This is a genomic window from Luteolibacter luteus, assembly GCF_012913485.1.
GTDB classification, from domain to species: Bacteria; Verrucomicrobiota; Verrucomicrobiia; order Verrucomicrobiales; family Akkermansiaceae; genus Haloferula; species Haloferula lutea.
The window spans coordinates 1,027,002-1,052,471 of the sequence record NZ_CP051774.1 but is presented as its reverse complement, the minus strand read 5'-3'; the positions used below and the strand labels follow the sequence as shown (position 1 = coordinate 1,052,471).

The window sequence follows — 25,470 nt, the reverse complement described above, 5'->3', positions numbered from 1 at the left end:
CCACCGGCATGCACCGGTGGCGGCCTTTGACTTGAGGCAGATCAAGGAACTTCGACGCGCAGGCGGGCGAAGATCTTGCCATCCGGGGCAAGCGACGCGGGCAGCGTGGCGGTGACCGTATTCAGACCCGCCGATGGCGTGTTGGTCTGCACGGCTGCTCCCGTGAAGGTGATCCACTCGCCATCCAAGGTGGTCGTGTATTCGATCACCGGATTCAGGTAGGTGGAATCTGCATTCTGAACAAAGGTGAAGATGAAGTCACCTTCGGCATTGCGCGTCGCGACCGGGAGGTCCTCGAAGCTCGATGCCGCACCATTGGAGTTCAGCACGAACTCAAGGATGTTCTGGATGCCGTCACCGTCCGGGTCGGCCGAAGGCGAAGGATCGGTGAGACCGGAAGCCCAAGTCGTGTAGGGGTCCGCCGTGTTCGACACCAGCGAGATCGCACTCGTGCCATACACCAGCGAGTAGCCGGTCGGCGGAGTGAAGCCTGCGAAGGTCCCGGTCAGGGCTCCCGTGTAGGAGACCAGCGTGTAGCTTGGTGCAGTCGGCGTTCCCGTGATCTGCAGCGTGGCGCTCGCTCCGATGTTGAGCGTGCCGGTCACCTCGATCTTGTCGGCTTCATTGCCGTCCAGTTCCAACTTCACCACGCCGTTCAGGGTGGTGTTACCCAGTGCCAGAGTCGCATAAGGAGTGAACTCCTCGTCACCCGGAGTGATGGTGCCGTCCACCGTGACATCACCGCTTGCCGAACCGCTGCCGCGCAGGGTTGCACCCGCGGCGATCGTGACAGGGGAGGTGCCGGTGGCACTTCCCGAAGTGTTCGCCAGCGTGAGCGTGCCTGCGGTGATGTTGGTGCCGATCGGAGCGGTGAGCCAGTCCGGGATGTCGGTTCCGCGATAGGTGTTCGCGGAGGCGAGCACGAGTTCGCCGGTGCCTTCCTTGGTGAAGCCGTAGCCACCGGTGATCAGACGGTTGACGTTGACCACGGAGCCCGGCTCGGTGATGAGCAAGAGCGGACCCGGGTTAAGAGCGAGTTCGCCAGTACCCGTGATCGAGGACGGGAACTCGGAGGGCAGCACGCTGATGGTGGTGACGTCCGTCGCTGTACCGTGCACAGGCTCGAAGATGCCGCCGCCGGTAACCGCACCGCCTTGCAGGGCGAGCCGGCCTTGTCCGGCCGTGGTCTTGCCCAGCGGCAGGTAGGTGAGGTTGGAACCGATTTCGAAGAGGCCGCCGTTCACCAGGATCTGCTCCGTGGACAGGGTGGTCCAGGAATCGTGACCACCGAGCGGTGAGCTGGCGCTGAAAAGAAGCCGACCATTCTCGTTGACCACGATTTTCATCGAGGATGCAGGAGCATATGGGGTGGCGTTATTGCCGTAGTAGCTCGTTGCGAAGTCGATCGTGCCCTCATCGATTACGATGTCCGTTTCGGCGGCCGGACGGGAGCCGGCATAGTTCTCCAGACGGAGCGTTCCAGATCCGGTCTTGTGGAGGGTTCCCATGAGGTCGGTTGCTCCGAGCTTCGTGAAGGTGGCTCCATCCTGGATTTCGACGGTGCCTCCGTCCTCGCGAACGACCAGACGGCGCTGGTTACGCTGGGTGACCGGGGTGGCAAGGGTGCCTCCGCTACCCAACTCGATGCGTTGCATCGAATCCTGGGCACCCAAGGCCAAGGAGTCGTTCAGCGTCAGCTTGCCGCCGAAAACGTAGACGCCACCGTTGAAGCTGTTCGGCGTTTGAAGGATCAGTTCGCCTGCGCCGCGCTTCACGATGCTGCCCAGTCCGGTGATCGGGGAGCCGCTGAAGCTGTAGGTGCCCGTGGAGTTTGCAACGTCCAGGATCGAAGGCGCGACCGGTGTGGTGATGTTCACCTCACGGATGGACGACGCTTCGTCGAAGAAGGCAGGTTCGTTGTTGCGGAAGGCAATGGCGGGCGTGGTGGTTCCGGCCAAGGTCCAGTCCGTGGAAGTGGTGTTCCACTCGCCGCTGGTGGTGCCGCTCCAGCGGGCAGCAGTTCCGGAAAGCGGAAGCTTGCCGGTCAAGGCACGGCGTTCATCCGGCATCGGATAGTTGTTCGCTGCTTCGAGCGTTTTCCAAGTGGTGCCATCGTCGCTGATTTCAAGCATCCAGCGGACGGGGTCGCGATCCGATGCGTCGTTGCCGGTCGTGAGCTGATAAGCATCGAAGGACTGGGCGCTTCCGAAGTCGAAGATGACCGGACGGTTATTGTGGTTCAGCCACTTCGTTTCGTAGTTTCCGTCGTTGATGCTGCCGACCGCTTCCGCGGCATTGCCACCATTGTCACCGCCCGGATTCGTCACGCTCTGGACCGGAATTTTCACTCCAGCGTTGAAGAATTCCAGTTCTCCGATCTGGGTCAGGAGACCGTTGCCGCGCAGTGCGATGCCGGTGAAGCGGACATAGCGGCCTGTTGCGGTGGCGCCTGGAACGGCACGGAATTTGTGGGAGCGGCTGGTGCTGCCGCTCGCATTGCTGGCTTCGAGAGTGTAGTAGGTGTCACCATCGGAAGCCGGGGTGACCGGGAAGTTGGTGTTGTCGGCCGTGACGCTTCCACCCGGGGTCAGGGTCGGGTCGTTCGTGTTGCCGGTGACACTCCACTTCAGTGCGCTGGCAGAGCCGTTTTTGACGATCGAAGGCAATGCTTCGAAGATCGGGCCGCTTGCATTGATTTGGGTGACCGGGGTTCCGAAGGAGCCTGCGATGACAGGCAGAGGGGATCCGCCACCAATGGACACGATGCCGCGATAGGTGAAAAGGGTGGCGGGGCGAGCGTTGTCGCCACCATTGCGGTTGTCGATCAGCACCCAGTTGGCGTTGTCATTACTTCCTTCAAGAAGCCAGCGGCGTGGAGTGCGGTCGAGGGAATCGTTCGCCGACGCGAAATTGTAAGAATCAACCGTGGTCGGTGCCGCGAAGCTGAAGGTAACAGGATTGAATGCCCCGCTGAACCACTTTGTCTGAAGGTTGCCATCGTTGAGTTTGGCAGACCCTTCGCCACTGTCAGGTTCACTACCACCGCCGGTGACCGTGATGAGGGATTGATCGATCACCTCACCGCGACGGTAGAAGATGAACTCCGACATTTGGGTCTGGGTCGCTGCAGGAGTGACACCGGCGTCGGACTGCGTGACGGTTGGAGTGAAGCGATAATGTTGGAAGGTGACTTCAACCGCTTGGGTCACGGCGCTTCCCGTGGCAAGGAGAGTCAAAATCGCGGGCAAGATTCGCACGCGAGGTGCGGCGAGCTGATCGGGGTCGGGCAATAGTTTGGTCATCGGGGCGTTGTTCTTTTCGAGAGAACGTCTGGGGGAACGTACTAAAACAGACCCTCGAGCAATGACCCTTCCCTTATGGCGGCGATGCCTCTTCCGGAAGAGCACGACGGAGGTGCGCAGCCGGAGCAAAGATCTGAGCCGGGAACGGCGATTGAACTCTTAGGACATCGGCTCTCCTACGCGCGATTCGTGCCGATGGTTTAGCGCTCCCTTAAAATTGAGGCGGATTTGTTTCCGGATACAACTTGTCTCTAACAGCTTTAAACAGCAGTGAAACAACGTCCTACCATTGTGCCCGTAGCAAAGCAGCCTTGCATGAGGTAGCCGCCCGTCGGTGCTTCCCAATCGATCATCTCTCCGGCTACGTAAACTCCCGGCAATCTCCGCAGCATCAGCTTCTCATCTAACTCGCTCCAACAAACACCGCCCGCAGATGAAATCGCTTCTTCGATGGGACGCGGTCCGGTCAAGTGGACGGGGCAATTCTTGGCGTGTCGTGCAAGTGAGTCAGGATTTTCATCTGCTGACAGATTTTCCCGGAATATTGCATGGGCTGCATCGGAGAGTTTCCACAGCCGCTTGCAAGTCTCCACCAGATTGCCACGCGAGGATTCCAGTTTTTGCGCTAGCTGGGCCTCAGTGAAGGTAGGCTTCAGATCGAGATGCAGGACGGGCTGCGGCATGTCGCGCAGGACCGCGCCTAACTGATAGATTGCTCCACCTTCGAGGCCATAGGCGGTGATCATCAGTTCGCCCTTTGCTTCGGTTGCGCCCGCACGGACAACGAGATTTTTCAAAGGCTGCCCTTCAACGGCGGCAAGAAGTTGAGGAGACCATTTGGTTTCCCATCCGCAGTTTGCCGGGGCCAGGGGATTCACTTTGATACCGAGGCCCTGCAAGGTTGATACCCAGCCCCCATCGGAGCCGGTGATGGGCCATGATGCGCCACCCATCGCCAGGATCACGACATCGGCTGTGAAAGTACGAGATTCATCGTGGATGCGGAATTCCACCTGATGAGGGTTTCCCGGAACAAGGCCGCACCAGCGGTGGTTCATCTCGAAGCTCACCCCGAGGCCACGCAAGCACTCTACCCAGCGGCGGAGCAGGGGGGCGGCTTTCATCTCGCGCGGGTAGATTCGTCCGGTGCGTTGCTGGAAAGTTTCGATCCCCAATCCTGCTGCCCAATCGCGCAGGTCGGAGGGAGTGAAGGCTGATAGAACCTTTTCCCAGAACTCCGGTGGTTGGTCCGGGCCGGAGTAGCGGGTGATGAAGGAGGAAAAATCTTCCCCGTGAGTGAGATTGAGTCCGCCGCGTCCCGCGACCAGCAATTTGCGGCCGACCGAAGGCTTCGCCTCGAAGACGGTTACGCTGGCTCCCGCAATTGCGGCTACCTCCGCGGCGCGCAGTCCTGCCGGACCGCCTCCAATCACCGCGATCTTCTTGCTCATAAGCGAATGTCGGGACTGGTCATGGCCTTGCACATGGCGCAGTCTGCGGCATGCGGCTGCAACAGAACCAGATTTGGAAGAAGGGCAAGGAGTTCATCCGGATCGTTCGGTTGGAGCGTTTCGAAGTGGCCTACAAGAGCATGGCCGACCTGTCGACAAAGGAAGGTAGCCACCACGTCCTGACGAAGAAGGAATTCTGCCGCCTGCTGCACGGGGCGAAGCTCCTTGAGCCGGAACAGCCGGCGGTTGAGGGCGAAGGGGAGGACCCTGCTTGATTCCGATCCCAAAGATCCGGCGAGGATGACCCACTTCCGGACTCATTGCCACAATGCAGCGCCGGAGCGCTGCATCGCGGCCAAAGTCGGGCTTACTGGATGAGTGAGCGGTCGAGCGCAGCCTTGACGAATCCGGCGAAGAGCGGATGCGGCTTGTTCGGCTTCGACTGGAACTCGGGATGGAATTGTGCGCCGACGAAGAAGGGATGGTTCGGAAGCTCGATGATTTCCACCAGGCCTTCCTTTTCGGAGACGGATGAGATCACCAGCCCGCTTTCCTGGAGCTTGTCCTGGAAGTCGGAGTTGAACTCGTAGCGGTGGCGATGGCGTTCGTGGATCTGACTTGCGCCGCCGTAGAGATCGGAAGCCTTGGTGCCGGCGAAGACGATGCTGACGCAGGAGCCGAGGCGCATGGTGGCACCCATGTCTTCCACGCCCTTTTGTTCTTCCTGGAGGCAGATCACCGGGAACGGCGTGTTCTTGTCGAATTCGGTCGAATTGGCGTCGCGGAGTTTGCAGACGTTGCGGGCGAACTCGATCGTCGCGATCTGCATGCCGAGACAGATCCCGAAGTAGGGGATGTCGTTCTCGCGGGCGTACTGGGCGGCGAGGATCTTGCCCTCGATGCCGCGGTCACCGAAGCCGCCGGGAACGAGGATGCCATCGACATCGCCAATAACGGCCTTCGCGCCGTGGTCCTCGATCGCTTCGGCTTCCACACGCACGATGTTCACCTTCGTGTCATGGTGGGCACCGGCGTGAATGAGGGATTCGTAGATCGACTTGTACGCGTCCTGCAGCTCGATGTATTTGCCCGCGACCGCGATGGTCACCTTGTTCTTCGGGTGAATCACGCGGCGGACGAAATGTTCCCAATCCTCAAGGGCGGGAGCGGGGGTGTGGCCGAGGCCGATACGGTCGACCACGAGGCGGTCAATTTTGTCGCGGCGCAGGTCGAGCGGACACTCGTAAATCGTGTGAGCCACGTCGCGGAAGGCCACGACGTTCTTCTTCTCCACATTGCAGAACATCGCGATCTTCTTGCGGTTGTCCTCGTCGAGATCGGCCTCGGTGCGGCAGATGATGATATCCGGTTGGATGCCGAGCTCGCGGAGCTTCGCGACCGACTGTTGGGTCGGCTTGGTCTTCACCTCGCCGGCGGCCTTGATGAAAGGCAGCAGGGTCACGTGGATGAAGCAGACGTTTTCCTTGCCGACTTCGAGGGCGAATTGGCGCAGCGCCTCGATGAAAAGGAGTCCTTCCATGTCGCCGACCGTGCCGCCGATTTCGGTGATCAGCACGTCCACATCCGGATTGTCTTCGGAGACCTGGTGGATGCGGGATTTGATTTCGTCCGTGACGTGCGGGATGAACTGCACGGTCTTGCCGAGGTATTCGCCGCGACGCTCCTTCTTGATCACCGCGTCGAAGACCTGGCCGGAGGTCATGTTATTCATCCGGGACAGGACACCGGAGGTGAAGCGCTCGTAGTGGCCGAGGTCGAGGTCGGTTTCCGCGCCGTCATCCAGGACGTAGACCTCACCGTGCTGGTAGGGCGACATGGTGCCCGGGTCGACGTTGAGATAGGGGTCGAACTTCTGCATCAGCGTCTTCAGGCCGCGGTGCTCGAGCAACGCGCCGATGGAGGCTGCGGCAAGACCTTTGCCGAGGGACGAGACGACACCGCCGGTGACGAAGATGTATTTCATGGGTGTGAGGAGGTGGGGCTGGTTAGGATGGCTTCGACGTGGGCGGCTTGTTCGGGCGTGTCAACACCGGGCGAGGTGTCATTGGTCGGCAGGACCTTGATGGATGCGCCGTTTTCAAGGGCGCGCAGTTGTTCGAGGGATTCGGCTTGCTCCAGTGGAGAAGGAGCCCAAGTGACGAATCTCTCAAGGAAGGTACGGCGGTATGCGTAGATCCCCTTGTGACGGAAGACCGGCAGCCCCGGGACCGCATTGCGGAAGTAGGGCAGGGGAGAACGGGAAAAGTAGAGGGCGCGGCCGTCGAGGGCGGTCACCACCTTGACGACATTCGGATCCTGGACAGCCGGATCGGCGGGATCCAGCGGGTTTGCGGCGGTGGCCATGTCCAAGGTCGGATCAGCGGCCATGGTTGCGGCAAGCTCGTCCACCAGACCGGGGTCGATCAGGGGCTCGTCGCCTTGAATATTCACGATGTGGGTGGCCCGGGGGATTGCGCGGACAGCTTCGGCAATGCGGTCGGTGCCGGTCGGGTGGACGGGCGAGGTCATCACGACCTTGGCGCCGAAGCTTTCCGCGGCGGCGAAAATGCGTTCGTCGTCGGTGGCGATGTAGAGATCGTCCAAGCGCTGGCAACGGCGACACTGTTCCCAGACATGCTGGACCAGCGGCTTGCCGGCGATCAGGTGAAGCGGTTTTCCGGGGAAGCGTGTGGAGGCCCAGCGTGCTGGGAGGATGCCGACGATATGAATTTCAGGCGCTTCGGAACTCACGGGAAATGCTCTGGCGGGGACAGTAAGGGGCCGCTCCGCCGCGGGGCAAGAGCGGTGGTGAAAAAAGCGGGATCAGCCGGCGGTTCGGACCTTTGCCAAGGGGAGGGGGAGAGCCGGGCTGCGCGGGAACCGTCAAATTTGCCGCCTGTTCCGCCTGTTATAACTGGAAAAATAACAGGCGGTGGGGGAGCGGGGCCGAACGCTGAACATCGAACATCCAATACTGAACGTCGAAGCCGGGCGATCCGGGTGAAATGGAAAGGCGAGTAGGAAGCATGCCGGTGGGACTTTCGCACAGGTCCGTGGCGGGCTTCTACTGACAGACTGGTGCCATTTGGGAACCTGACAGCTTCGGGGGCCTTTGGAGCCGGGATTTCCCCTAGTGTCCGGTCCAGGTGCCCTCGCTTTCGATGTAAACGAGTGCTTTGTCGAAAGAGGCGTTGGTGAGGAAATGGTCGAGCCGGGCGGGGATCTCGGCCTTGTGCCCCTGGTGCCAGGTAGTGATCGCTTCGGAGACCTCCTTGAGGGCTTCGAGATGGCCGAGCGTATCGCGGTCGCGGAATTCGTGGTCCGAAATAATGTCGCGACGGCGGTGTAGCAGGGCGGCGAGGTCTTCGTGCATGCCAGCGCCCTAACCTGAAATTCGGCCGCGGGCAATTGCGGCATCGACGTCCCCGGGCCGGGCGGCTAGAGCCCGGTATGGGACAATACTGGATCGATGGCCTCGTGCTGCTCGCCTACTTTGCAGTGATCTTTGCCATCGGGTTTTCCCAGCGCTCCAAGAGCGATTCCGTGGAGGGATTTGCCCTCGGCGACCGCCAGACGCCCTGGTGGGCGGTGCTGGCTTCGATCCTCGCGGCAGAGATCAGCGCGGCAACCTTCATCGGCGCCCCGGAGTCGGGCTACGTCCGGAACAACTGGACCTACGCGCAGTTCGCGATCGGGACCCTGCTGGCGCGGATCATTGTTAGCTACCTCTTCATCCCGGTCTTCTACCGGCATGGTGTCGTCTCACTTTACGAGTACCTTGGTACCCGCTTCGGAAACGCGACCCGCAGGTTTGCGTCCGCCACCTTTTTGGTAACCCGTGTCCTTGCAATGGGCACACGTCTCTACGTTTCGGCCATCATTCTGGTGCTGGCCTATGCGATGTGGAAGGGCGGTGCGGTGACGGATTCCGAGAAATTCTGGATCTTCGCGGTCGCTCTGGTGATTATCACCGTCGCCACCGCCCTCTATACCGCGGCAGGCGGGATCCGGGCTGTCATCTGGACGGACTTCATCCAGATCGGCGTCCTCATCACCGCGCTGGGCTTCACCATTTGGTTCCTGCTCAAGGAAATGCCGGGAGGCTGGGAAACGGTCAGCGCCCAGATCCAAGAGCCCGCGTTCCTGAATTTCGCAAAGCCCGCCGAGCCCGGTTTCTGGCCTTGGGTAAGGAATGTCTTCACCTCTGACTACACGATCTGGGCGGCCATCATCGGCTCCACCTTCGTCACGATGGCCACCCACGGAATCGACCAGGACACCGTGCAGCGCATGCTCACCGCCAAGAACCGCAAGCAGAGCGCCTTCGCCACGATCATGTCGGGAGTGATCGATTTCCCGGTGGTCGGTGCCTTCATCTTCATCGGCATCCTGCTGGCTGCCTACTACGGAGCGGTGCCTGACCCGACCCTGCCGCGGAAAGTCACCGGTGAATTGGAAACCGGCCAGGTCTTCCCTCATTTCATTCTCACCCGCATGCCGCATGGTGTCTGCGGTCTGGTGGTGGCCGGTCTTCTGGCCACGGCGATGGGTTCCCTCAGCACGGCGTTGAATGCGCTCGGCACCAGCTTTGCCACCGACTTCGTCTTCCCTCGCGTGGGTGAGGCGAACCTCACGGAGTCCCGCCGGGTGCGCATCCTGCGTTGGAGCACCGCCCTGTTCGCCGCCTTCATTGTAGTCGTGGGGTTGATCACCGCCTGGTACATGGCGCATCACCCTAAGGCGCAGATCATCCCGCTGGTGCTCGGCATCCTTGGCTTCACCTTCGGGTCATTGCTGGGCGTCTTCCTGGTTGCCGTCCTGACGAAGAGCCGCGGCAATGATACTGGCAACATCATCGCCATGTGCTGCGGCTTCGTGGCGGTGTTCCTCCTCAGCAATCCTTTCGGCATGCAGCAGGCGATGGGCATCGAGAATCCCTTCATCCTCGCATTCCCGTGGCGGGTCACCTTGGGGACCTTCGTGACGGTTGCGATCGCCCTCTGTTTCGCCACGCCCGCCGACAAGGTCAAAGACGCCGCGGAAGTAGAGGCCGCAGAGGCCTGAAACCCTTGTTCATAACTTGGGAACAAGTGGTGAAAAGAGGTGAGGAAGGAGGGTTCTTTCCTTGGCTTGATCTGCAATTTTTGCAGGCCTGTTGAAGGATCTCTTCACGCGCTCACGTTTTGGAAAAATAGGGACAAGCTTCCTTGCTTTTTCCCATCGCGTTGGCGTTGGGGGAGTTCCGGAAATTTGTATTCACTGCGTAAGTCCCGTAGTAGAGGCGAAGCTGGCAAAATCCCTTCATTTGCAAGTGCTCCGCGCCTTTTGAGCTAACGTTTCAGAGGCCAATACTTCGGGAAAATTAACGAAAGGGGTGGTCAAGATTTTAAAAAATTTTGGCGTGGAACGCTTGTGGAAAAGGGAACCGTCGCCGGGCTCTGTTAGAGAGTGAAAATTTTGAGTCCCACTCTTTCAAAAGAACCGTCTATCACTTCCCTCCGCCGCGGCTGCCGCTACCAAAGGGGCGCTCCCAAACAGGCGCGGTGAAAAACCTTTTTAAAAGACTAGAGAGAATGATGGATCTGGAGGAGTTCGATGAGGGTGCGAGGGAAGCGACTGCCGGCGATCCGGCAGTGCAATGGGATGCAGCCTGCGAAGTTCTCGGACGTCTGGTGAGCAAGGATGCCTACCAGAGGTGGTTCCGGTCTTCGCGGTTGGTCGGTGTGGAAGATTCACGGGCGGTGGTTGCCGTTCCGAACGAGATCCACCAGGTGTGGATCGAAACGAACTACTTGCCTGAACTTGCGTCGGCGGTGGCTGAGACCATCGATGGCGTGCGCGAGGTGAAGCTGGTGGTTGAAGATGGCGTGGTGCTCGATGCTGATCCGTCGCGCGGGCCGGCACGTCCGGCAGCGCCACGCGAAGCGGCAGTGGTCGCCCCTGTGGCGGCAGAGAGCTTCGAGAAGCGCCTGAAGGCCGCGGGACTCAATCCGCAATTCACCTTCGATTCCTTTGTGGTCGGTGCGAACAGCCAGTTCGCCCATGCCGCGAGTGAAGCGGTGGCGAAGCGGAAGGGCCCGGGCTACAACCCGCTCTTCATCCATGGTGGTCCGGGTCTCGGGAAGACCCACCTGATGCAGGCCATCGGCCATGAGTACTTGCGCAAGCAGCCGGGCTCGAAGGTCGTTTACCTGACCTGCGAGAAGTTCACAAACGAGTTCATCGATGCCGTCCGCAAGGGTGACCTCGAGAAGTTCCGCAAGCGCTACCGCTCTGCCGACGTGATGCTGCTGGACGATGTCCAGTTCCTCGCCGGCAAGGACCGCTCGCAGGAAGAGTTCTTCCATACCTTCAACACCCTGCTCGACGGGCGTTGCCAGGTGGTGCTGACCAGCGACCGCCCGGCGAGCGAGATCAAGAGCCTCGAGCCGCGTCTGATTTCGCGTTTCGAGTGCGGTCTGACGGTCGAGCTCCAGCCGCCGGTTTTCGAAACTCGCCTGGCGATCCTTGGCAAGAAGCGGGACGAGTGGAAGGTCCGGGTTGACGAAGGAATCATGCGGTTCCTCGCCGAGCGGATCCGCAGCAATGTCCGCCGTCTGGAAGGCGCCCTGATGCGCGTGGCGACCTTCGCCTCGCTCGCCGGGGAGCACGTGACGGAGGAGCGCGTGGAGCACCTCCTGCGCGACCTCCTGCGCGAGGAAGCGGGCAAGCAGGTGACCATCGACACCATCCAGCGTGCGGTGGCGGATCACTTCGACGTCCGTCTGGCCGACATGACCAGCCGCCGCCGACCGGCCAGCATCGCCTTCCCGCGCCAGATCGCGATGTATCTGAGCCGGACCCTGACGAAGGGTTCCCTGATGGAAATCGGCGAGGCCTTCGGCGGTCGGGACCACGGGACGGTCATCCACGCCTGCAAAAAAATCGGTTCCCAGATGGAATCCGACGCCTCCGTGAGGGACGCAATCGGGGTCATCGAGGCTGGTCTGCGGCGCTAGCACGGGACAGGGCCAAGTTTTTGGAATTTCGGGAGGTCGTCCGGTCCGGGCGACCTTCCTTGGCATTCCCGATAGATTGGCTTGCCAAGGGTCGGAGGTTCCGAAGAGCATCACCCCACCTAGAGCGCTCTCCGCCATTTCCCCATGAAGTTCAGTATCTCCAAAGAAGCCCTGCTGGAAGGGCTGCAGAAGGTCCAGCACGTGGTTAGCACCCGGACCACCCTGCCGATCTTGTCGAACGTGCTGCTCGTGGCGAAGAACGGACGCCTGACCTTCACGACGACGGACCTTGATGTGGGCATCACCGGTTCGGTCGAAGCAAAGATCGAAAAGGAAGGTGCGACGACGCTGCCGGCCAAGCGTCTGGTGAACATCGTGCGTGAACTTCCCGCCAGCGAGGTGGAGATTTCCGTGGATGCGAAGAACGTGGCCTCGATCCAGAGCGGCCCGTCCTTCTTCAAGATCATCGGCCTTGGTCAGGATGACTTCCCGCCACTCCCGGACTTCGAGGGCGCGAAGGAATTCCGCATGCCGCAGCAGCAGCTCCGCGACGGTCTGAAGAAGACCTCCTACGCGATCTCCACCGATGAGACGCGCTACGTGCTGAACGGCATCTACACCTCTTTCCGCGATGGCAAGCTGACACTGGTCGCTACCGACGGCCGCCGCCTCGCGATGGTCGAGAACGACCTCGACTTCCCGGCCAGCCACGAGACCGACGTCATCGTGCCGACCAAGGCCGTGCAGGAGCTGATGCGCTTGCTCGGCGATGCCGGTGAAGTGCTGATCCGCTTGAGCGACAGCCAGATCGCTTTCTCGATCGGTGAGCACCTGCTCATTAGCAAGCTCATCGAAGGCAACTACCCGAACTACCGTCAGGTGATCCCGGGTGACTCCACCGAGCGTGTGGAACTGCCGCGTGAGTCCACCTTCGACACCGTTCGCCGCGTCTCGCTGCTGTCCTCGGACAAGTCGAACTCGGTGAAGCTGGTCTTCGGTGCGAACACGGTAGAAGTCACCGCGAACTCGCCGGATGTCGGTGAGGCCCGTGAAACCATGGAAGTGGCCTACGGTGGCAAGGCGATGCAGATCGCTTTCAACCCCGAGTTCCTCATGGCTCCGCTGCGCAACCTCGAAAGCGACACGGTCTACCTCGATCTCATCGACGAGATGAGCCCGGGTGTGATCCGCATCGATGGCAGCTTCCTCTACGTGATCATGCCGATGCGCGTGACGAGCTGAAGAGGCTTCAAAGATTCCAATGAAAGAGGCGGGCCGGAAGGTCCGCCTTTTTCTTTTTAAGTCTGGCAGCGATGGTGCTGCTGGCGTCGAATGACCCGATGAGTGGGAATCTCAAGATTTTCGGTGCCTTTCTCTCCGGAGCGGCGTTGGCGGTCGGGTGCGTGATGATTTGGCAGCCCAATCAAACCCATGCGAGGGAGGAGACGAAGATGGCCTACGTGAACCGTGAGATTGCGATGGAGCGCGGTGACCGGGGGATGCAAACTTACTTCGAGGAAGTGATCGCATGGAATGCCCACATGCATTTGAGCCCGCGCTTTTTCGATGGTGTTTCCAAGATCGACTGGCTCGACAAGGAGGTGGAGGCACCTCCCATATCGCCGGATGAAGGATGGGATTTCTTACGCGGAGCTGCGGCGCTTGATGAGGGAGGAGAAGTAGGATTGAAACGGATAGTGCCATGAACCCCCAGTTGGTGACTCAAGCGGCGGATGCCACCCATCAAGGAACCCTGCCATTTCCGGAAGTCGTCGGTCTTTTGGTGGAAGGCGGCGTGGAGTCTTACTACGTGGACTATGCGCGAGCCTGCACCGTTTACTACGATGGTGGTGGTAGCAGTGTGGTGGTGCCGCTTCCCTACGAAGGTCTGCCGGTGATTGCGGCGGACTTCAATGCCAGCGCTCTGGTGGAGAATATCCGGGATAGCCAGCAGAAGGGGCAATCGCATCAGGACTTCAGCCGTCGTGCGATGTTAGCGGGAGTGCAGGGCTACCATGCCTTCTTGAGAGGGCAGCGGGTGACCTATCACGGACGCCAAGGTGATGCTCACACAGAGTGGTTTCCCGGGGCGGGGAAGTGAAGACACGAAGGCAGCCGCCTGAAGGAGGGGATACGTGCGAAGATAGTAGGGCCTCTTACTTCTTCTTCCGCTTCGGAGCATTCTTACGTGCGGCGCTCTTTGGTGGCGCGCTCTTCCTGGCAGCCTTGCGTGCCTTTGGTGCGGCGCTGGGTTCGCGTTTCTCCCATTCACGCCGGTCGCGGGAGCGGACCGAGAACACGATCGGCACCCCGGCCACGGGATTGAACTCGCGCAGGCGGTTCGAGAGATACTGCTCGTAGCTCGCAGGCATCAGGCTCTTGTCATTTACGAAGAGCACGAAGGTCGGCACCGGGATGGTGCCGTATTTTTCATCCACTGCCGCGGTGCCGTAGTAGAGCTTGAGGCGCTTCGCCGAGCGTTTGTCGGTGGGCGGTGGATTGATCTGGAAAGCCTCCTGCAGCATGCGATTCAGCTTGCCGGTGCTGGGGACGTTCTTCGCCCCCTTGCGGATCTTCAACACCTCCTTGAGGACTTGGTCCACCGCTTGGCCATTTTTCGCCGAGACGGCGACGAAGGGTGCATAGGAAAGGAAGAACAACTCCCGCTTCACGTGTTCGGAGGCTTCTTCCATCCGTGCCTTCTTCGGGGCATCCGGATGATAGAGGTCGAACTTGTTCAGGACGATCAGGCAGGGCTTGTTTTCCTCCAGGATCTTTTGGGCGATCTTCCGGTCTTGAGCGCTCACTCCGGCTGCGAGATCGATCACAAGAACGCAAAGATCGGCGCGGCGGATGGCGCGCTCCGAGCGCATGGCGGAAAAGACTTCCACCGAGGTGTCCTGCTTCGAACGCGGACGCAGCCCGGCGGTATCGATCAGGGTGAATTTCTCCCCGGCAAACTCGCAGGGCAGGTCGATCGCGTCACGGGTGGTCCCGGCGACATCGGAGACGATGGTGCGCTGGTCGTTGAGAATGGCATTCACCAATGAGGATTTACCCGCGTTTGGCTTGCCGATGATCGCGAGCTTGATGCCGGCGACCTCGGCTTCGGCGACGGCCTGTTCAATCTCCCCTGCAAGGGGCTTCATGAACTCATCAATCTTCTCGACGAGGAACTGCATGCCCTTGCCGTGCTCCGCGGAGACGCGGATCGCCTCACCGAAGCCGAGACGGCTGAATTCGTCGGCATGGCGGGTGTGCTTGTCGTCGTCCACTTTGTTGGCCACGAGCATCACGGGGGGCTTGGCCTTGCGGAGCTTCCCGCCGAGGTCGAGATCGACCGGGGTCAGGCCGGCATGGGCATCCACGACGAAAAGGATCAGATCGGCCGTCTGCATCGCGATATCGGCCTCGATCGTCACGGCTTCGCCGAAGCCATCGTCCAAAGTGCCGCCGATACCGCCGGTATCGATCAAGGTGCATGGGGTCTCCGTGGCCATGCAGGGCGCGGAAATGCGGTCCCGGGTCACGCCCGGCTGGTCGTGGACGATCGCGATCTTCCGCTTGGCGAGGCGGTTGAAGAGCGCGGATTTCCCGACATTCGGGCGACCGACGATGGCAACGGTAGGCATGCGAAGGGGCTTTAGGGCAGCAATTCCCGCGTAGCAAGGGCTTTACGGATGAGTCGCCGGACCCCGCCGGAGCTGCCGGGAGGCCTCGAGGTAGTAGTGGAAGGCGGACCACAGGGTGAAAACGGCGGCGACAAGGCAGGGGTAAACAGGCGGGAGGTGGCCTATTTTCAGCATCACCCAGCCCACGGCGAACATCTGGGTGACGGTGCAGACCTTCCCGGTCCAGTGCGGGGAATAGTGGACCTGGCGGGCATGTTTTTTCACCAGAATGATCCCGATGACGATAAGGGTATCCCGGGTGATCACCAGCCAGGCGAACCAAGGAGGGATCCTCCAATCATGGGCACCCCAAGGGAAGGCGCTGAGGAAAACGATGGCCGTGATGAGGAGAAACTTGTCCGCCAAGGGATCGATGAAGGCGCCAAATTTCGAGCGCTGGTTGAAGCGGCGGGCGATCCAGCCATCGACCCCATCCGTGGCGGAGGCGAAGACGAAGAGGGAGAGGGCGATCCAGCGCAGCTTCTCCTGGGGCGATCCTGCCTCGACGGTGAGCCCGTATCTCGCCACGTACACGGCGAAGACCGGCACCAGGAAGATGCGGCCCAGCGTGATCTTGCTGGCGAGTGTCATTCGTCTGATTGAAGCACGGATTGTTGGAGCGGGCGACTTCTGATTTCACCGTCAGGATTTCAATCGAAACGAGAGACTTTCCACCCTAACGCGTAGCTATGGGCATGCTGCTACGCCGTCTTATCCCTTTCCTCTGTGCCTTCGGAGTTCTGCATGCGGAGCCCGCGAAGGAGCTTCGTGTGATGTGCTGGAACCTTCACCACGGGGTGGGTGTGGACGGCAAGTTGGACCTGGAGAGGATCGCGGCGGTGATCCGTGAGCAGAAGCCCGATCTCGTCGCGCTACAGGAGGTGGATAACAAGTGCCGCCGCAGCGAGGGCATCGATCAGGCGGCGGAGCTGGCGAAGCTCACGGGCCTCAACGGGGTCTTCGGCAAGGCGATGGACTACGACGGTGGCCAGTATGGGCAGGCGATCCTCTCGCGCTTTCCGATCGAGGATACTCAGGTGCACCAACTGCCGGGTGATGGCGAGCCGCGCATTGCGTTCGAGGCGGAGGTGAAGGTGGATGGCAAGCCGCTCCGAATGATCACGGTGCACTTGGATCACCAGCAGGATCCGCGTCGGCTGAAGCAGGCGGAGGCGGTCCTCAAGGCGCTGGAGAATCATCATGAGCCGATGGTTCTCGCGGGGGATTTCAATGATGTGCCCGGATCGCCGGTGCTCGCGGTTTTCGGCGAGCCGTGGAAGGCGCTGGCCAAGCAGGAGCCGGTGCTGACTTGTCCGGCGGAGAAGCCCGCGGTGGAGATCGATCACATCCTCGTGAGGGGGCTCGAAGCGGCTGGTCCGGTCGTGGTGCTGCCGGAGGCTGTGGCCTCCGATCACCGGCCGCTGGCAGTGTCGATAAAGACGGCTCCTTGAGGGCCGTAAGGCATCCTGATAGACGGGCACCCGGAAATCCCCGCCGAACCACGCAAAATCGCAAAAAGCCAGCGGGTCCCGGGGTTGCCATGCGAAAGACATTCCGATAGCTCTGGGTATTCAAGCGACACGAAAAAGATGAACCCGAACGATAAAGTGAACATCGCTGCCACTGGCCGCCGCAATTTCCTGAAGTCCATCGGTGGCGTGGGAGCCGCGATGGCGGCGACCACCGCTCTGGTCAAGGCGCAGGGCTCGCCGGATCGTCCGTCCGGGGCGAAATATATGGGCGACTTCGCTGCTCCGAAGCTGGAGAAGGTGAAGGTTGCGATCATCGGTGTGGGTGCGCGCGGGTCTGGTCATGCGGCGCAGCTCGCCACGATCGAGGGTGTTGATTTCGTCGGGATCTGCGATCTTCGCGAGGATCTGGTGAAGAAGTCCGAGGCGCGGGTGACCAAGGAAGGTCATAAGCCTAAGCTCTACTCGGGCGACGAGAACGCCTGGAAGAAGATGCTGGTGGAAGTGAAGCCGGATGCGGTCTTCATCGCCACGCCTTGGAATGTCCACGCCGTGATGTGCATCGAGTCGATGAAGGCCGGTGCGCATGCTTTCTCCGAAGTGCCGATCGCGGTGACGATCGAGGAGATGTGGGACATCGTGAACACCTCCGAGTCCACGGGCCGTCATTGCATGATGATGGAGAACGTGAACTACGGTCGCGAAGAGCTCCTTTACCTCAATATGGTCCGCCAGGGCGTGATCGGCGAGCTGCTCCATGGCGAGGCCGCCTACATCCACGAGCTGCGCAGCCAGATGGAGAACGGCGACACCACTGGCTCCTGGCGCACCTTCCAGTATGCCAAGCGCAACGGGAACCTCTATCCGACCCACGGCCTCGGTCCGGTGGCGCAGTACATGAACCTCGGTCGCGGTGAGGACAACTTCCGCCGGATGGTGTCTTATTCCTCTCCTGCGAAGGGTCGTGCGCTCTACGCGCAGAAGTCCGAGAAGCTCTCCAATCCGGCGTTCAAGACGCTGGTCTTCGAAGGCGGCGACATGAGCACCTCCATCATCAAGACGACGCTGGGCCGCACGGTCATGGTACAGTGGGATGAAACCTCCCCGCGTCCTTATTCCCGCCACAACCTGATCCAAGGCACCAAGGGTACGCTCAAGGGCTTCCCGAATGGCATGGCCATCGAAGGGGTGACCAAGAGCTATCACGAGTGGACGGAGACCGAAGAGTTCGAGGCGATCGCCGCGAAGTATGAGCACCCGCTCTTCAAGCGCGTGGGCGAGCTTGCCCAGAAGATGGGCGGCCACGGCGGCATGGATTTCCTGATGCTCTTCCGCATCATCGAGTGCCTGCGCAAGGGCGAGCCACTCGACCAAAACGTTTACGAAGGCTGCTTCTGGTCCGCGGTGGGACCGTTGAGCGAGAAGTCGGTGAAGGAGGACGGCATGCCGCAGGACTTCCCTGATTTCACCCGCGGTGGTTGGAAGACCACCAAGCCGCTCGGCATCATTGCCTGATTCCTTTCCGGGTTAGTCATCACAAGCAAAAGAAAGGCAGGTCCGTCGGGGACCTGCCTTTTTTGTCGGATCATCTGGAATTCGCGAGGGGATCGGTCTGCTCCGGATCGATGGCTTCCTGGCAACTGGTGATGAAGGCCTCGATTTTTGGTGAGGCTTTTTTGGGATCGAAGGCGACGCCGAAGGAGAAGCCCGCGCCCTTCAGGCCCTTGATCGGACGGATCGAGAGTCTGGAGCCTGCGAGGGTTTCGAAGCCTTCCTGAACCAAGGCGATGCCGCAGCCGGATTCGACGCTGGCGATCAAGCTGGATGAGCTGTCGTATTCGCCGGCGATCTTTGGCACGGCTTTCTCTCCGAAGACCTGCTGCAGCCACGCGTGATATTCGGGATACTGGGTGCGACCGTAGGCCAGCAGGGATTGGTCGCCCAGGCTTTTGAGGTCGATGGCGTCCGCCTTGGCGAGGTTGTGTGACGGTGGGAGTGCGACCGCGGGACGATGTCGTGCGATCTCGCGGAATTCGACTCCGTCCCAAGGGTGCTCGGAGGTCTTTGCGATCAAGGCGACATCGAGGCTTCCGGCGCGGATGCCCGCGATCATTTCTTCCGTGGAGAGGTCGTGGAGCTGCGCTTGCACCTTTGGATAGCGGCCAAGGAAGAGCCGCAGCGCTCGGGGAAGCGTGGTGGTGCTCAGGGAAGGGGCATAACCGATGTGGAGTTCTCCCGCGGCACCGTGGACAAATTCCTGAACGGAACGAGTGGCTTGTTCAATGCGGGCGATGGCTTCCCTGGCCTCCCCGAGGAAGTGACGGCCGGCCGCGGTCAGTCGAACCGAGCGCACGGCGTGATCGAAGAGATCGACCCCGAGCTCGTGTTCCAGGTCGCGGATTTGTCGGCTCAGGGATGGCTGCGCGACGTGCAACCTGGCTGCGGCGCGCGTGACGTTCTCTTCCTCAGCGACCGCCACGAAGTAGCGCAGATGCCTCAGTTCCATGGGAGGCACCATATCCCGGAAGCATGGTCAGCGGAACCACGAAGTATTTCAGAAGCAGGACGGTTTCTGGTAAACGGAAGATTCCATTTACCAAAACTACCATGAGTGACTCCTTCAAATACAAGCGTCTCGATAAGAACGACGTGGCCGTGCTGCTGGTCGATCACCAGACGGGCCTCACCAATTGCGTCCAGGATTTTTCCCCGGATGACTTCAAAAATGCCGTGCTGGCCCTCGCTGATGCGGCGAAGTACTTCAAGCTTCCCACCATTCTAACAACCAGCTTCGAAGACGGTCCGAACGGGCCCTTGGTTCCGGAGCTGAAGGAGATGTTCCCGGATGCACCCTACATCGCACGCCCCGGCAATATCAATGCGTGGGACAATGAGGATTTCGTCAAGGCGGTCAAAGCGACGGGCAAGAAGCAACTGTTGATCGCCGGGATCGTGACCGAGGTCTGCGTGGCATTTCCCGCGCTCTCCGCGCTCGAGGAGGGTTATGAGGTCTTCGTGGTGACGGACGCGTCAGGCACCTTCAACAAGACGACCCGTGATGCTGCTTGGTTCCGCATGCAGGCAGCCGGGGCACAACTGATGAGCTGGTTCGGCGTGGCCTGTGAATTGCATCGCGACTGGCGCAACGACATCGAGGGGCTGGGGACGCTCTTCTCGAATCATCTTCCGAGCTACCGCTGCCTGATCAATAGCTACAACCACGGAAAGCAAGCCGCGAAGTGAGCTGCGGGAAGGGGCTCATCACGAGCCCCTTCGTTTCTTTCTCCCATGCCGGGAGGGCATGCTCAGCGGATCAAGCGGGTATTTTACTCAAGGGGTCTCACCAGCGATGATAGCGCCATGAAGAAGCTCAAGTTCATCCATCAGAGTTCCGGCACGCATTGGGTTGGCGATGGCTTTCCAGTGCGCTCGGTCTTTTCTTATGACCGCTTTGGCAAGGAGCTCGATCCCTTCCTGCTCCTCGACTATGCGGCTCCGCATCCCTTCGATCCCACCACCCGGCGTCGCGGAGTGGGGCCTCATCCTCATCGCGGCTTTGAAACCGTAACCCTCAGTTTTCAGGGGGAGGTGGAGCATCGCGATTCCAGCGGAGGCGGTGGCAAGATCGGGCCCGGCGATGTGCAGTGGATGACTGCCGCGAGCGGCTTGCTCCACGAGGAGTATCACTCGGAGGATTTCGCCCGCAGTGGAGGCATCTTCGAGATGGCCCAGCTTTGGGTAAACCTGCCGGCCAAGGACAAGAGCGCGCCGCCGCGTTACCAATCGCTGCTCAAGCAGGAGATTCCGGTAGTAGACCTACCCGACGGAGCCGGAACGGTTCGCGTCGTCGCCGGTGAATTCGACGGGCATCGGGGGCCGGCCAAAACCTTCACACCGATCAATCTTTGGGAACTCAGCATGACCGGAGGCAAGTTCGCAACCTTGAAGGTCGAGGATGGTCATACCGCTGCCCTGCTTGTGCTCCGCGGGGAGGTTATCATCGGAGGTGAGCAAAAGGCGGGCGAAGGCGCGCTGGCGGTATTCGAGAGGGAAGGGGAGGAGTTCCTTTTCCAAGCCACCTCGGATACCCGCTTGCTGCTGATGAGCGGCAAGCCGATCGGTGAGCCGATCGTCGGTCAAGGTCCCTTCGTGATGAACAGCCAGATGGAGATCCTGCAAGCCTTCCGCGATTTCCAAGCGGGGGCGATGGGAGAGTTGTGAGGATTCAGGCGGTGACCCGGGGAGTGTTCTCCGGGTCACTTCTCCTGACACTTGGCGAAGTCCAAGTTAAACTTGGCCAGATACTTCTTCAGTCGATCCGCGTCGTTGGCGATGGATCGCTTGAGCCGGGAGGCGCAGAAGAGCGAGCGGCCCGCATCCGAGATGCTCTTCGCGCTGCGGCACACCAGGATGACATGGCAGAGTTGGACCTGATCGAAGGGGTCGATCTCCGCGCAAGCTTCCTCGCCGAGCATCTCTGAGAGATCGATCCCGCCGTCCTTGGTCTTGGAGCCTGGACGCTGCCAGCTCTCCTGGAGCCGCGTGATTTCTTCTTCCACTTCCTCTACCCGGATCCGCCCGCGCGGTGCAAGCGTGGCCATGCGCGTGACCGCCGCGTTGAGATCGCGGAAGTTCCCGAGCCAGGGGGTGTCGGGCGCCTCGGCGAATTTGAGGAAAGTTTGTCGCGCCTCCTTGTTCATGCCGGCTTGGCGGCCTTGGGTGCCGCTCACTCGTTCCAGTTCGAAGTCGAGGTTCGGCGCGATGTCCTCGCGCCGCTGCGACAGGGCGGGCAGGCCGAAGGTCCACAGGTGAATGCGCGCCAAGAGATCCTCGCGGAAATGTCCTTTGACCACGGCTTCCCGCAAGTCGCAATTCGTCCCCGCGATGAGTTGGAAATCGCTGCTTACGGGCCGATCTGCTCCCACAGGCAGGAAGGTCTTGTCCTCGAGGGCACGCAACAGCATGGCCTGCTCGTCCAGGCCAAGCTCGCCGATTTCATCGAGGAAGAGGAGTCCGCCGTCCGCTTCCCGCAAGAGGCCGGGCCGATCCTTCTGCGCTCCGGTGAAGGAGCCGCGCACGTGACCGAAGAGGGCCGAAGCGGCAGTGTCGCCCGTGAGTGTCGCGCAGTTCACCTCCACGAAGCTGCCGCGCAGGCCGCGATGTTTCCGAAGCTCGAAGATCCTGCGGGCGAGGTGAGATTTCCCTGCGCCTGTAGGGCCCGTCAAAAGGATTGGAGCCTGGGAGCGCAGGGCCACTTGCTCGATGCGGTCAATCAGCCTGTTGAAGCCGGCATTACGTGTGGCGATCCCGCTCTTGAGGAAATCCGTGGTCGTTTCCTGATCCTGGGCGAAGCGAGTACTAAGTGCATCGTACTTCGAGAGGTCGAGGTCGATGAAAGCATAGCGCCCCGCGCGGTTCCGATCGCGCTTGAAGGTATCCTCCGGTGAAGTCTGCACCAGCTTCCCGGGCAGGAAGCCGGCCTCCACCAGCAGGAAGAGTGAGATCTGTGCGATGTGGGTGCCGGTCGTGATGTGGATGTAGTATTCCTCCCGCTCAAGGTCGAAGGGATAAGCGCGGGCCCAATCGTGCAGCGCACCATAGACCCGTTCCAGATCCCAAGGATCCTTCCCGAAGTTTAGCTCGTGGGTCCTCACCTCCGTCTCAGGGGAAACCATCCGGATGTCCTTGGCGACTTGGTCGCGGAGCACATGGAACTGCCGTTCGGTCAGCAGTTCGAGCCGGTCGAAGAGCAGCTCCTCGTGCTGGAAGAGCGAGACCGTCGGTCTCCAGCGGTCCCAGCGCTCCGGCATGGTGCTGCCATCCAACTTTACTCCCAAGATCCCGATGAGCACTCGCGTCACGGATAAGATCCTAGCAATAATGATAATATAGATGGAAGATCGAAATGGCTTGAGACGGCTTCGAAATTTCTCGTTAGAAAATTATTCACCTGGAAATCAATAGGTTGGGTTCAACTTGCGAGGGCTTAAAATGGGGTTTGGCACGGTGGGTGCAATCTATCTTTCCATCAACGCCGACGAACACCGCCTCACCGAGGCAAGCGGCGGCACTCACCGAATCCACGAACTCCCAACTCCCAACTCCCTCTCCCATGAACAAGAACCTCTTCCAGACGATACGCGGCGCCTTTGTCCCGCAGACCACCACGGTCAACGACGCGGGTGGAGTCGCCTACGAGCTTTCCCCGAAGGCCACGCTGGCACGCATCGCGGTCACGGGTTGCTTCGGCCGGACCTTCTACGCTTCGCCGGAGCTCCAGCTTGATCGAGTGCTGGCCCTATTGCCGAAGGTGGATGCGGACTTCATCGCACAGACCGCCCTCTACGCCCGGCGCAAGGGCTTCATGAAGGACATGCCGGCCTTGCTTTGTGCGGTGCTTGCCACCCGCGACCTCGACCGGCTTGCCGAGATCTTCCCGCAGGTCATCGACAACGGGAAGATGCTGCGGAACTTCGTGCAGGTCCTTCGTTCCGGGATCACGGGCCGCAAGTCCCTGGGTTCCGCGCCGAAGCGGCTTATCCGCCAGTGGTTGGAGCGCGCCAGCGATCGCCAGCTTCTGGATGCCTCGGTGGGCAATGCTCCGTCGCTTGCCGACGTCGTGAAGATGGTCCACCCGCGCCCGGTTTCCAAGGAGCGTGAAGCCTTCTACGCATGGCTGATCGGAAAGCCTTGGGATGCCGAGGTGCTTCCGGAGGCGCTGCGCCACTACGAAGCATGGAAGCTTTCCCGTGAGGGCTCTATTCCGGAAGTCCCGTTCCAGATGCTGACCGCGCTGGAGCTGGGCGAAAAGGAATGGGCGGCCATCGCGGTGACGGCTTCCTGGCAGACCACGAGGATGAACCTGAACACCTTCCAACGCCACGGCGTGTTCCGTGACGAGACGATGGTGGACTTGCTCGCCGCACGGCTTGCCGATCCGGACCGGATCCGTCGCTCCCGGGTTTTCCCCTATCAACTCCTTGTTGCCTTCCTTAACGCATCGCATGAGCTGCCGCTCAAGCTGCGGGAAGCGCTTCAGGACGCGATGGAGGCTTCAGTCGAGAATGTCCCGCAGATCGATGGCGAGGTCGTCGTCTGTCCGGATGTCTCGGGATCGATGGGCACGTCCGTCACCGGCTACCGGCCGGGAGCCTCTTCAAAGGTGCGCTGCGTCGACGTGGCAGCCCTGGTGGCCGCGGCCTTCCTCCGGAAGAACCGCTCTGCCCGGGTCCTGCCATTCGAATTCCAAGTAAAGGATGTCTCCCTGAACCCGCGGGATTCGGTCATGACCAACGCGACCAAGCTGGCTGGCTTGTTCGGCGGGGGAACCAACTGTTCCGCGCCGCTGGCAAAGCTCAACCAGGAGAAGGCCAAGCCTGATCTGGTGATCTTCGTCTCCGACAACGAATCGTGGGCCGATCCACGCCAGGGCCGCGGAACCGCAGTCATGGCCGAGTGGGAGAAGCTCAAGCAGCGGAACCCGAAGGCCAAGCTGGTCTGCATCGACCTGGTGCCGAACACCACGACGCAGGCTCCGGACCGCCGGGATATTCTGAACATAGGTGGATTCAGCGACTCCGTCTTCGATCTCATCTCGGCCTTCGCGGCCGGTGCGGATGGAAGCGATCACTGGGTCCGTGAAATCGAAAAGCAATCCCTCACCCCGCGCGTGAAGATCGCGTGAAACACTTTGCCGGCACGGTGGATGCCGCTGGGAATACATCGTTCCAACACCGATTGGCGTAAGCCATCTCTCAGCATTCCTCGCCACCGTGCCGGCAATCTTCCCGACTTTCCCCAGCTTTGCCGTGCGACGGATGCCCGGCGGGACTACATCTTACTCATAAGAAGAACCGTAAACGTCTCGCCACACCCTTGCCGCCGCACGTGCAATTCTCACTCTTCTCAATTCTAATCTAACAATCTTCGTGATGCCGGGAAGCCCCGACGCACCCTTGTTCTGATGCCGAATGCCGGCAGGACTACATTGGACACCGGAGGCCGCGGGTTCGAGTCCCGTATCCGCGCGAGCGGATTGGAGCAGTGGTAGCTCGCCGGTGAGTATCGTCCTGCCAATTCCTTGTCGGCATGGTTCATCTCCGCGAATGCCCGAAAGATTACACCTGTCATCGGTTCAAATCCGATCCCGTTGCGGCGGGTAGCTCAGTCTGGTAGAGCAGTTACCAAGGATCTTTCCAATCTTGTCGCGATTCAAATTCTGCCCCTTTGACGGCGAATGCCCGTGGAACTACATCCCTGTTAAGGACCTGGTCGGCGGTTCGAGTCCGCCTCCGCGCAAGCGGGTAGCTCAGTTGGTAGAGCAGGAACCATACGTTTCACAACTCCTTGTCGCCGTTTCCCCAATCGTGAATGCCACCGAAGAATACACCTCATCAGTGAGCGGCGAAAGCCGTGCGGGTTCGAGTCCCGCCGGGCCGCAAGGCCCGTGGCGGAATAGGTAGACGCGCTTCATGTCTTCGGAATCCTTGTCACGATTTCTCCTCTCGTCCCGGCGAATGCCGGCGGAACTACATCATTGATAATGACCAGGTCGACGGTTCGAGTCCGTCCCGGGCCAC

Annotated in this window: 20 protein-coding genes and 3 tRNA genes; 14 read left to right on the top strand and 9 right to left on the bottom strand. The window is 60.7% G+C overall.

From position 1 onward, the window contains the following. Window positions 1–41: 41 nt before the first annotated feature. Window positions 42–3,302 (bottom strand): autotransporter-associated beta strand repeat-containing protein, encoded by a 3,261-nt coding sequence (locus HHL09_RS04190; protein WP_169453224.1) that lies wholly within the window; start codon window positions 3,300–3,302, stop codon window positions 42–44. Window positions 3,303–3,562: 260 nt separating this feature from the next. After that, on the bottom strand, window positions 3,563–4,753 hold the full coding sequence (locus tag HHL09_RS04185; protein ID WP_240963731.1) for a BaiN/RdsA family NAD(P)/FAD-dependent oxidoreductase: 1,191 nt from the start codon (window positions 4,751–4,753) through the stop codon (window positions 3,563–3,565). A gap of 50 nt (window positions 4,754–4,803) precedes the next feature. On the opposite strand from HHL09_RS04185, the gene HHL09_RS04180 reads away from it, so the two are divergent. Further along, window positions 4,804–5,028, top strand: coding sequence for a hypothetical protein (locus HHL09_RS04180; protein ID WP_169453223.1), 225 nt, complete (start codon window positions 4,804–4,806; stop codon window positions 5,026–5,028). Between the two features lie 92 nt (window positions 5,029–5,120). Here the strand turns inward: HHL09_RS04180 and pyrG are convergent, their stop codons facing one another. The 3 genes from pyrG to HHL09_RS04165 all read right to left on the bottom strand — a co-directional run bounded on the left by pyrG (window position 5,121) and on the right by HHL09_RS04165 (window position 8,126). Beyond that, window positions 5,121–6,737 (bottom strand): CTP synthase, encoded by a 1,617-nt coding sequence (gene pyrG, locus HHL09_RS04175; RefSeq protein WP_169453222.1) that lies wholly within the window; start codon window positions 6,735–6,737, stop codon window positions 5,121–5,123. Next, entirely contained in the window at window positions 6,734–7,504 is a 771-nt protein-coding gene (kdsB, locus tag HHL09_RS04170; RefSeq protein ID WP_240963730.1) for a 3-deoxy-manno-octulosonate cytidylyltransferase, read from the bottom strand. Before kdsB ends, pyrG begins: the two co-directional genes overlap by 4 nt. 379 nt (window positions 7,505–7,883) lie before the next feature. Continuing rightward, window positions 7,884–8,126 (bottom strand): hypothetical protein, encoded by a 243-nt coding sequence (locus HHL09_RS04165; protein WP_169453221.1) that lies wholly within the window; start codon window positions 8,124–8,126, stop codon window positions 7,884–7,886. 77 nt (window positions 8,127–8,203) lie between these two features. Between HHL09_RS04165 and HHL09_RS04160 the strand changes: the two genes are divergently transcribed. From HHL09_RS04160 to HHL09_RS04140, 5 genes are all read left to right on the top strand, one after another. Further along, window positions 8,204–9,817: a sodium:solute symporter gene (locus HHL09_RS04160; RefSeq protein ID WP_169453220.1), complete on the top strand. Its 1,614-nt coding sequence runs from the start codon at window positions 8,204–8,206 to the stop codon at window positions 9,815–9,817. 509 nt (window positions 9,818–10,326) lie between these two features. Then, window positions 10,327–11,751, top strand: a complete 1,425-nt coding sequence (gene dnaA, locus HHL09_RS04155) for a chromosomal replication initiator protein DnaA (RefSeq protein ID WP_240963729.1) — start codon at window positions 10,327–10,329, stop codon at window positions 11,749–11,751. Window positions 11,752–11,895: 144 nt separating this feature from the next. Further along, a complete protein-coding gene (gene dnaN, locus HHL09_RS04150; RefSeq protein WP_169453219.1) occupies window positions 11,896–12,993 on the top strand; it encodes a DNA polymerase III subunit beta in 1,098 nt (365 codons plus the stop codon). Window positions 12,994–13,091: 98 nt separating this feature from the next. Further along, window positions 13,092–13,457: a hypothetical protein gene (locus tag HHL09_RS04145; RefSeq protein WP_169453218.1), complete on the top strand. Its 366-nt coding sequence runs from the start codon at window positions 13,092–13,094 to the stop codon at window positions 13,455–13,457. After that, window positions 13,454–13,852, top strand: coding sequence for a DUF1398 domain-containing protein (locus HHL09_RS04140; protein ID WP_169453217.1), 399 nt, complete (start codon window positions 13,454–13,456; stop codon window positions 13,850–13,852). The genes HHL09_RS04145 and HHL09_RS04140 overlap by 4 nt, the downstream gene beginning before the upstream one ends. A gap of 55 nt (window positions 13,853–13,907) precedes the next feature. Here HHL09_RS04140 and der read toward each other — a convergent pair whose 3' ends face one another. Together der and HHL09_RS26640 are read right to left on the bottom strand one after the other, a co-directional pair. Further along, window positions 13,908–15,383, bottom strand: a complete 1,476-nt coding sequence (gene der, locus HHL09_RS04135) for a ribosome biogenesis GTPase Der (RefSeq protein ID WP_277349155.1) — start codon at window positions 15,381–15,383, stop codon at window positions 13,908–13,910. Between the two features lie 42 nt (window positions 15,384–15,425). Next, window positions 15,426–16,013, bottom strand: coding sequence for a CDP-alcohol phosphatidyltransferase family protein (locus HHL09_RS26640; RefSeq protein WP_277349154.1), 588 nt, complete (start codon window positions 16,011–16,013; stop codon window positions 15,426–15,428). Window positions 16,014–16,117: 104 nt separating this feature from the next. On the opposite strand from HHL09_RS26640, the gene HHL09_RS04125 reads away from it, so the two are divergent. Both HHL09_RS04125 and HHL09_RS04120 read left to right on the top strand, forming a co-directional pair. Next, window positions 16,118–16,873 (top strand): endonuclease/exonuclease/phosphatase family protein, encoded by a 756-nt coding sequence (locus HHL09_RS04125; protein WP_169453216.1) that lies wholly within the window; start codon window positions 16,118–16,120, stop codon window positions 16,871–16,873. A gap of 138 nt (window positions 16,874–17,011) precedes the next feature. Then, on the top strand, window positions 17,012–18,406 hold the full coding sequence (locus HHL09_RS04120; protein WP_169453215.1) for a Gfo/Idh/MocA family protein: 1,395 nt from the start codon (window positions 17,012–17,014) through the stop codon (window positions 18,404–18,406). Between the two features lie 70 nt (window positions 18,407–18,476). Here HHL09_RS04120 and HHL09_RS04115 read toward each other — a convergent pair whose 3' ends face one another. Continuing rightward, window positions 18,477–19,397, bottom strand: a complete 921-nt coding sequence (locus HHL09_RS04115) for a LysR family transcriptional regulator (protein WP_169453214.1) — start codon at window positions 19,395–19,397, stop codon at window positions 18,477–18,479. Between the two features lie 101 nt (window positions 19,398–19,498). Here HHL09_RS04115 and ycaC point away from each other — a divergent pair, with 101 nt between their 5' ends. After that, window positions 19,499–20,134: an isochorismate family cysteine hydrolase YcaC gene (ycaC, locus tag HHL09_RS04110; RefSeq protein ID WP_169453213.1), complete on the top strand. Its 636-nt coding sequence runs from the start codon at window positions 19,499–19,501 to the stop codon at window positions 20,132–20,134. Window positions 20,135–20,251: 117 nt separating this feature from the next. After that, the gene (locus HHL09_RS04105; RefSeq protein WP_169453212.1) at window positions 20,252–21,112 is read left to right on the top strand and encodes a pirin family protein; all 861 of its coding nucleotides are present in this window, start codon (window positions 20,252–20,254) and stop codon (window positions 21,110–21,112) included. 35 nt (window positions 21,113–21,147) lie between these two features. Here HHL09_RS04105 and rtcR read toward each other — a convergent pair whose 3' ends face one another. Further along, a complete protein-coding gene (rtcR, locus tag HHL09_RS04100; protein ID WP_240963728.1) occupies window positions 21,148–22,752 on the bottom strand; it encodes an RNA repair transcriptional activator RtcR in 1,605 nt (534 codons plus the stop codon). A 251-nt stretch (window positions 22,753–23,003) separates the two neighbouring features. On the opposite strand from rtcR, the gene HHL09_RS04095 reads away from it, so the two are divergent. The 4 genes from HHL09_RS04095 (at window position 23,004) to HHL09_RS04080 (ending at window position 25,469) form a co-directional block, all read left to right on the top strand. Beyond that, window positions 23,004–24,575, top strand: a complete 1,572-nt coding sequence (locus HHL09_RS04095; RefSeq protein ID WP_169453211.1) for a vWA domain-containing protein — start codon at window positions 23,004–23,006, stop codon at window positions 24,573–24,575. A gap of 467 nt (window positions 24,576–25,042) precedes the next feature. Then, window positions 25,043–25,189 (top strand) — tRNA-Gln (locus tag HHL09_RS04090). 2 nt (window positions 25,190–25,191) lie between these two features. After that, a tRNA-OTHER gene (locus tag HHL09_RS04085) sits at window positions 25,192–25,330 on the top strand. A gap of 2 nt (window positions 25,331–25,332) precedes the next feature. Then, window positions 25,333–25,469: transfer RNA gene (locus HHL09_RS04080), tRNA-OTHER, on the top strand. Window position 25,470: the final 1 nt, after the last annotated feature.

What these genes read in the sequence shown, in the direction of transcription:
- HHL09_RS26640 (WP_277349154.1), bottom strand. Translation starts at nt 16,013, where the DNA reads ATGACACTCGCCAGCAAGATCACGCTGGGCCGCATCTTCCTGGTGCCG.
- HHL09_RS04190 (WP_169453224.1), bottom strand. Translation starts at nt 3,302, where the DNA reads ATGACCAAACTATTGCCCGACCCCGATCAGCTCGCCGCACCTCGCGTG.
- HHL09_RS04145 (WP_169453218.1), top strand. Translation starts at nt 13,092, where the DNA reads ATGAGTGGGAATCTCAAGATTTTCGGTGCCTTTCTCTCCGGAGCGGCG.
- HHL09_RS04185 (WP_240963731.1), bottom strand. Translation starts at nt 4,753, where the DNA reads ATGAGCAAGAAGATCGCGGTGATTGGAGGCGGTCCGGCAGGACTGCGC.
- HHL09_RS04165 (WP_169453221.1), bottom strand. Translation starts at nt 8,126, where the DNA reads ATGCACGAAGACCTCGCCGCCCTGCTACACCGCCGTCGCGACATTATT.
- HHL09_RS04140 (WP_169453217.1), top strand. Translation starts at nt 13,454, where the DNA reads ATGAACCCCCAGTTGGTGACTCAAGCGGCGGATGCCACCCATCAAGGA.
- HHL09_RS04095 (WP_169453211.1), top strand. Translation starts at nt 23,004, where the DNA reads ATGAACAAGAACCTCTTCCAGACGATACGCGGCGCCTTTGTCCCGCAG.
- pyrG (WP_169453222.1), bottom strand. Translation starts at nt 6,737, where the DNA reads ATGAAATACATCTTCGTCACCGGCGGTGTCGTCTCGTCCCTCGGCAAA.
- ycaC (WP_169453213.1), top strand. Translation starts at nt 19,499, where the DNA reads ATGAGTGACTCCTTCAAATACAAGCGTCTCGATAAGAACGACGTGGCC.
- HHL09_RS04125 (WP_169453216.1), top strand. Translation starts at nt 16,118, where the DNA reads ATGCTGCTACGCCGTCTTATCCCTTTCCTCTGTGCCTTCGGAGTTCTG.
- HHL09_RS04180 (WP_169453223.1), top strand. Translation starts at nt 4,804, where the DNA reads ATGCGGCTGCAACAGAACCAGATTTGGAAGAAGGGCAAGGAGTTCATC.
- HHL09_RS04120 (WP_169453215.1), top strand. Translation starts at nt 17,012, where the DNA reads ATGAACCCGAACGATAAAGTGAACATCGCTGCCACTGGCCGCCGCAAT.
- dnaN (WP_169453219.1), top strand. Translation starts at nt 11,896, where the DNA reads ATGAAGTTCAGTATCTCCAAAGAAGCCCTGCTGGAAGGGCTGCAGAAG.
- der (WP_277349155.1), bottom strand. Translation starts at nt 15,383, where the DNA reads ATGCCTACCGTTGCCATCGTCGGTCGCCCGAATGTCGGGAAATCCGCG.
- HHL09_RS04105 (WP_169453212.1), top strand. Translation starts at nt 20,252, where the DNA reads ATGAAGAAGCTCAAGTTCATCCATCAGAGTTCCGGCACGCATTGGGTT.
- dnaA (WP_240963729.1), top strand. Translation starts at nt 10,327, where the DNA reads ATGATGGATCTGGAGGAGTTCGATGAGGGTGCGAGGGAAGCGACTGCC.
- HHL09_RS04160 (WP_169453220.1), top strand. Translation starts at nt 8,204, where the DNA reads ATGGGACAATACTGGATCGATGGCCTCGTGCTGCTCGCCTACTTTGCA.
- HHL09_RS04115 (WP_169453214.1), bottom strand. Translation starts at nt 19,397, where the DNA reads ATGGAACTGAGGCATCTGCGCTACTTCGTGGCGGTCGCTGAGGAAGAG.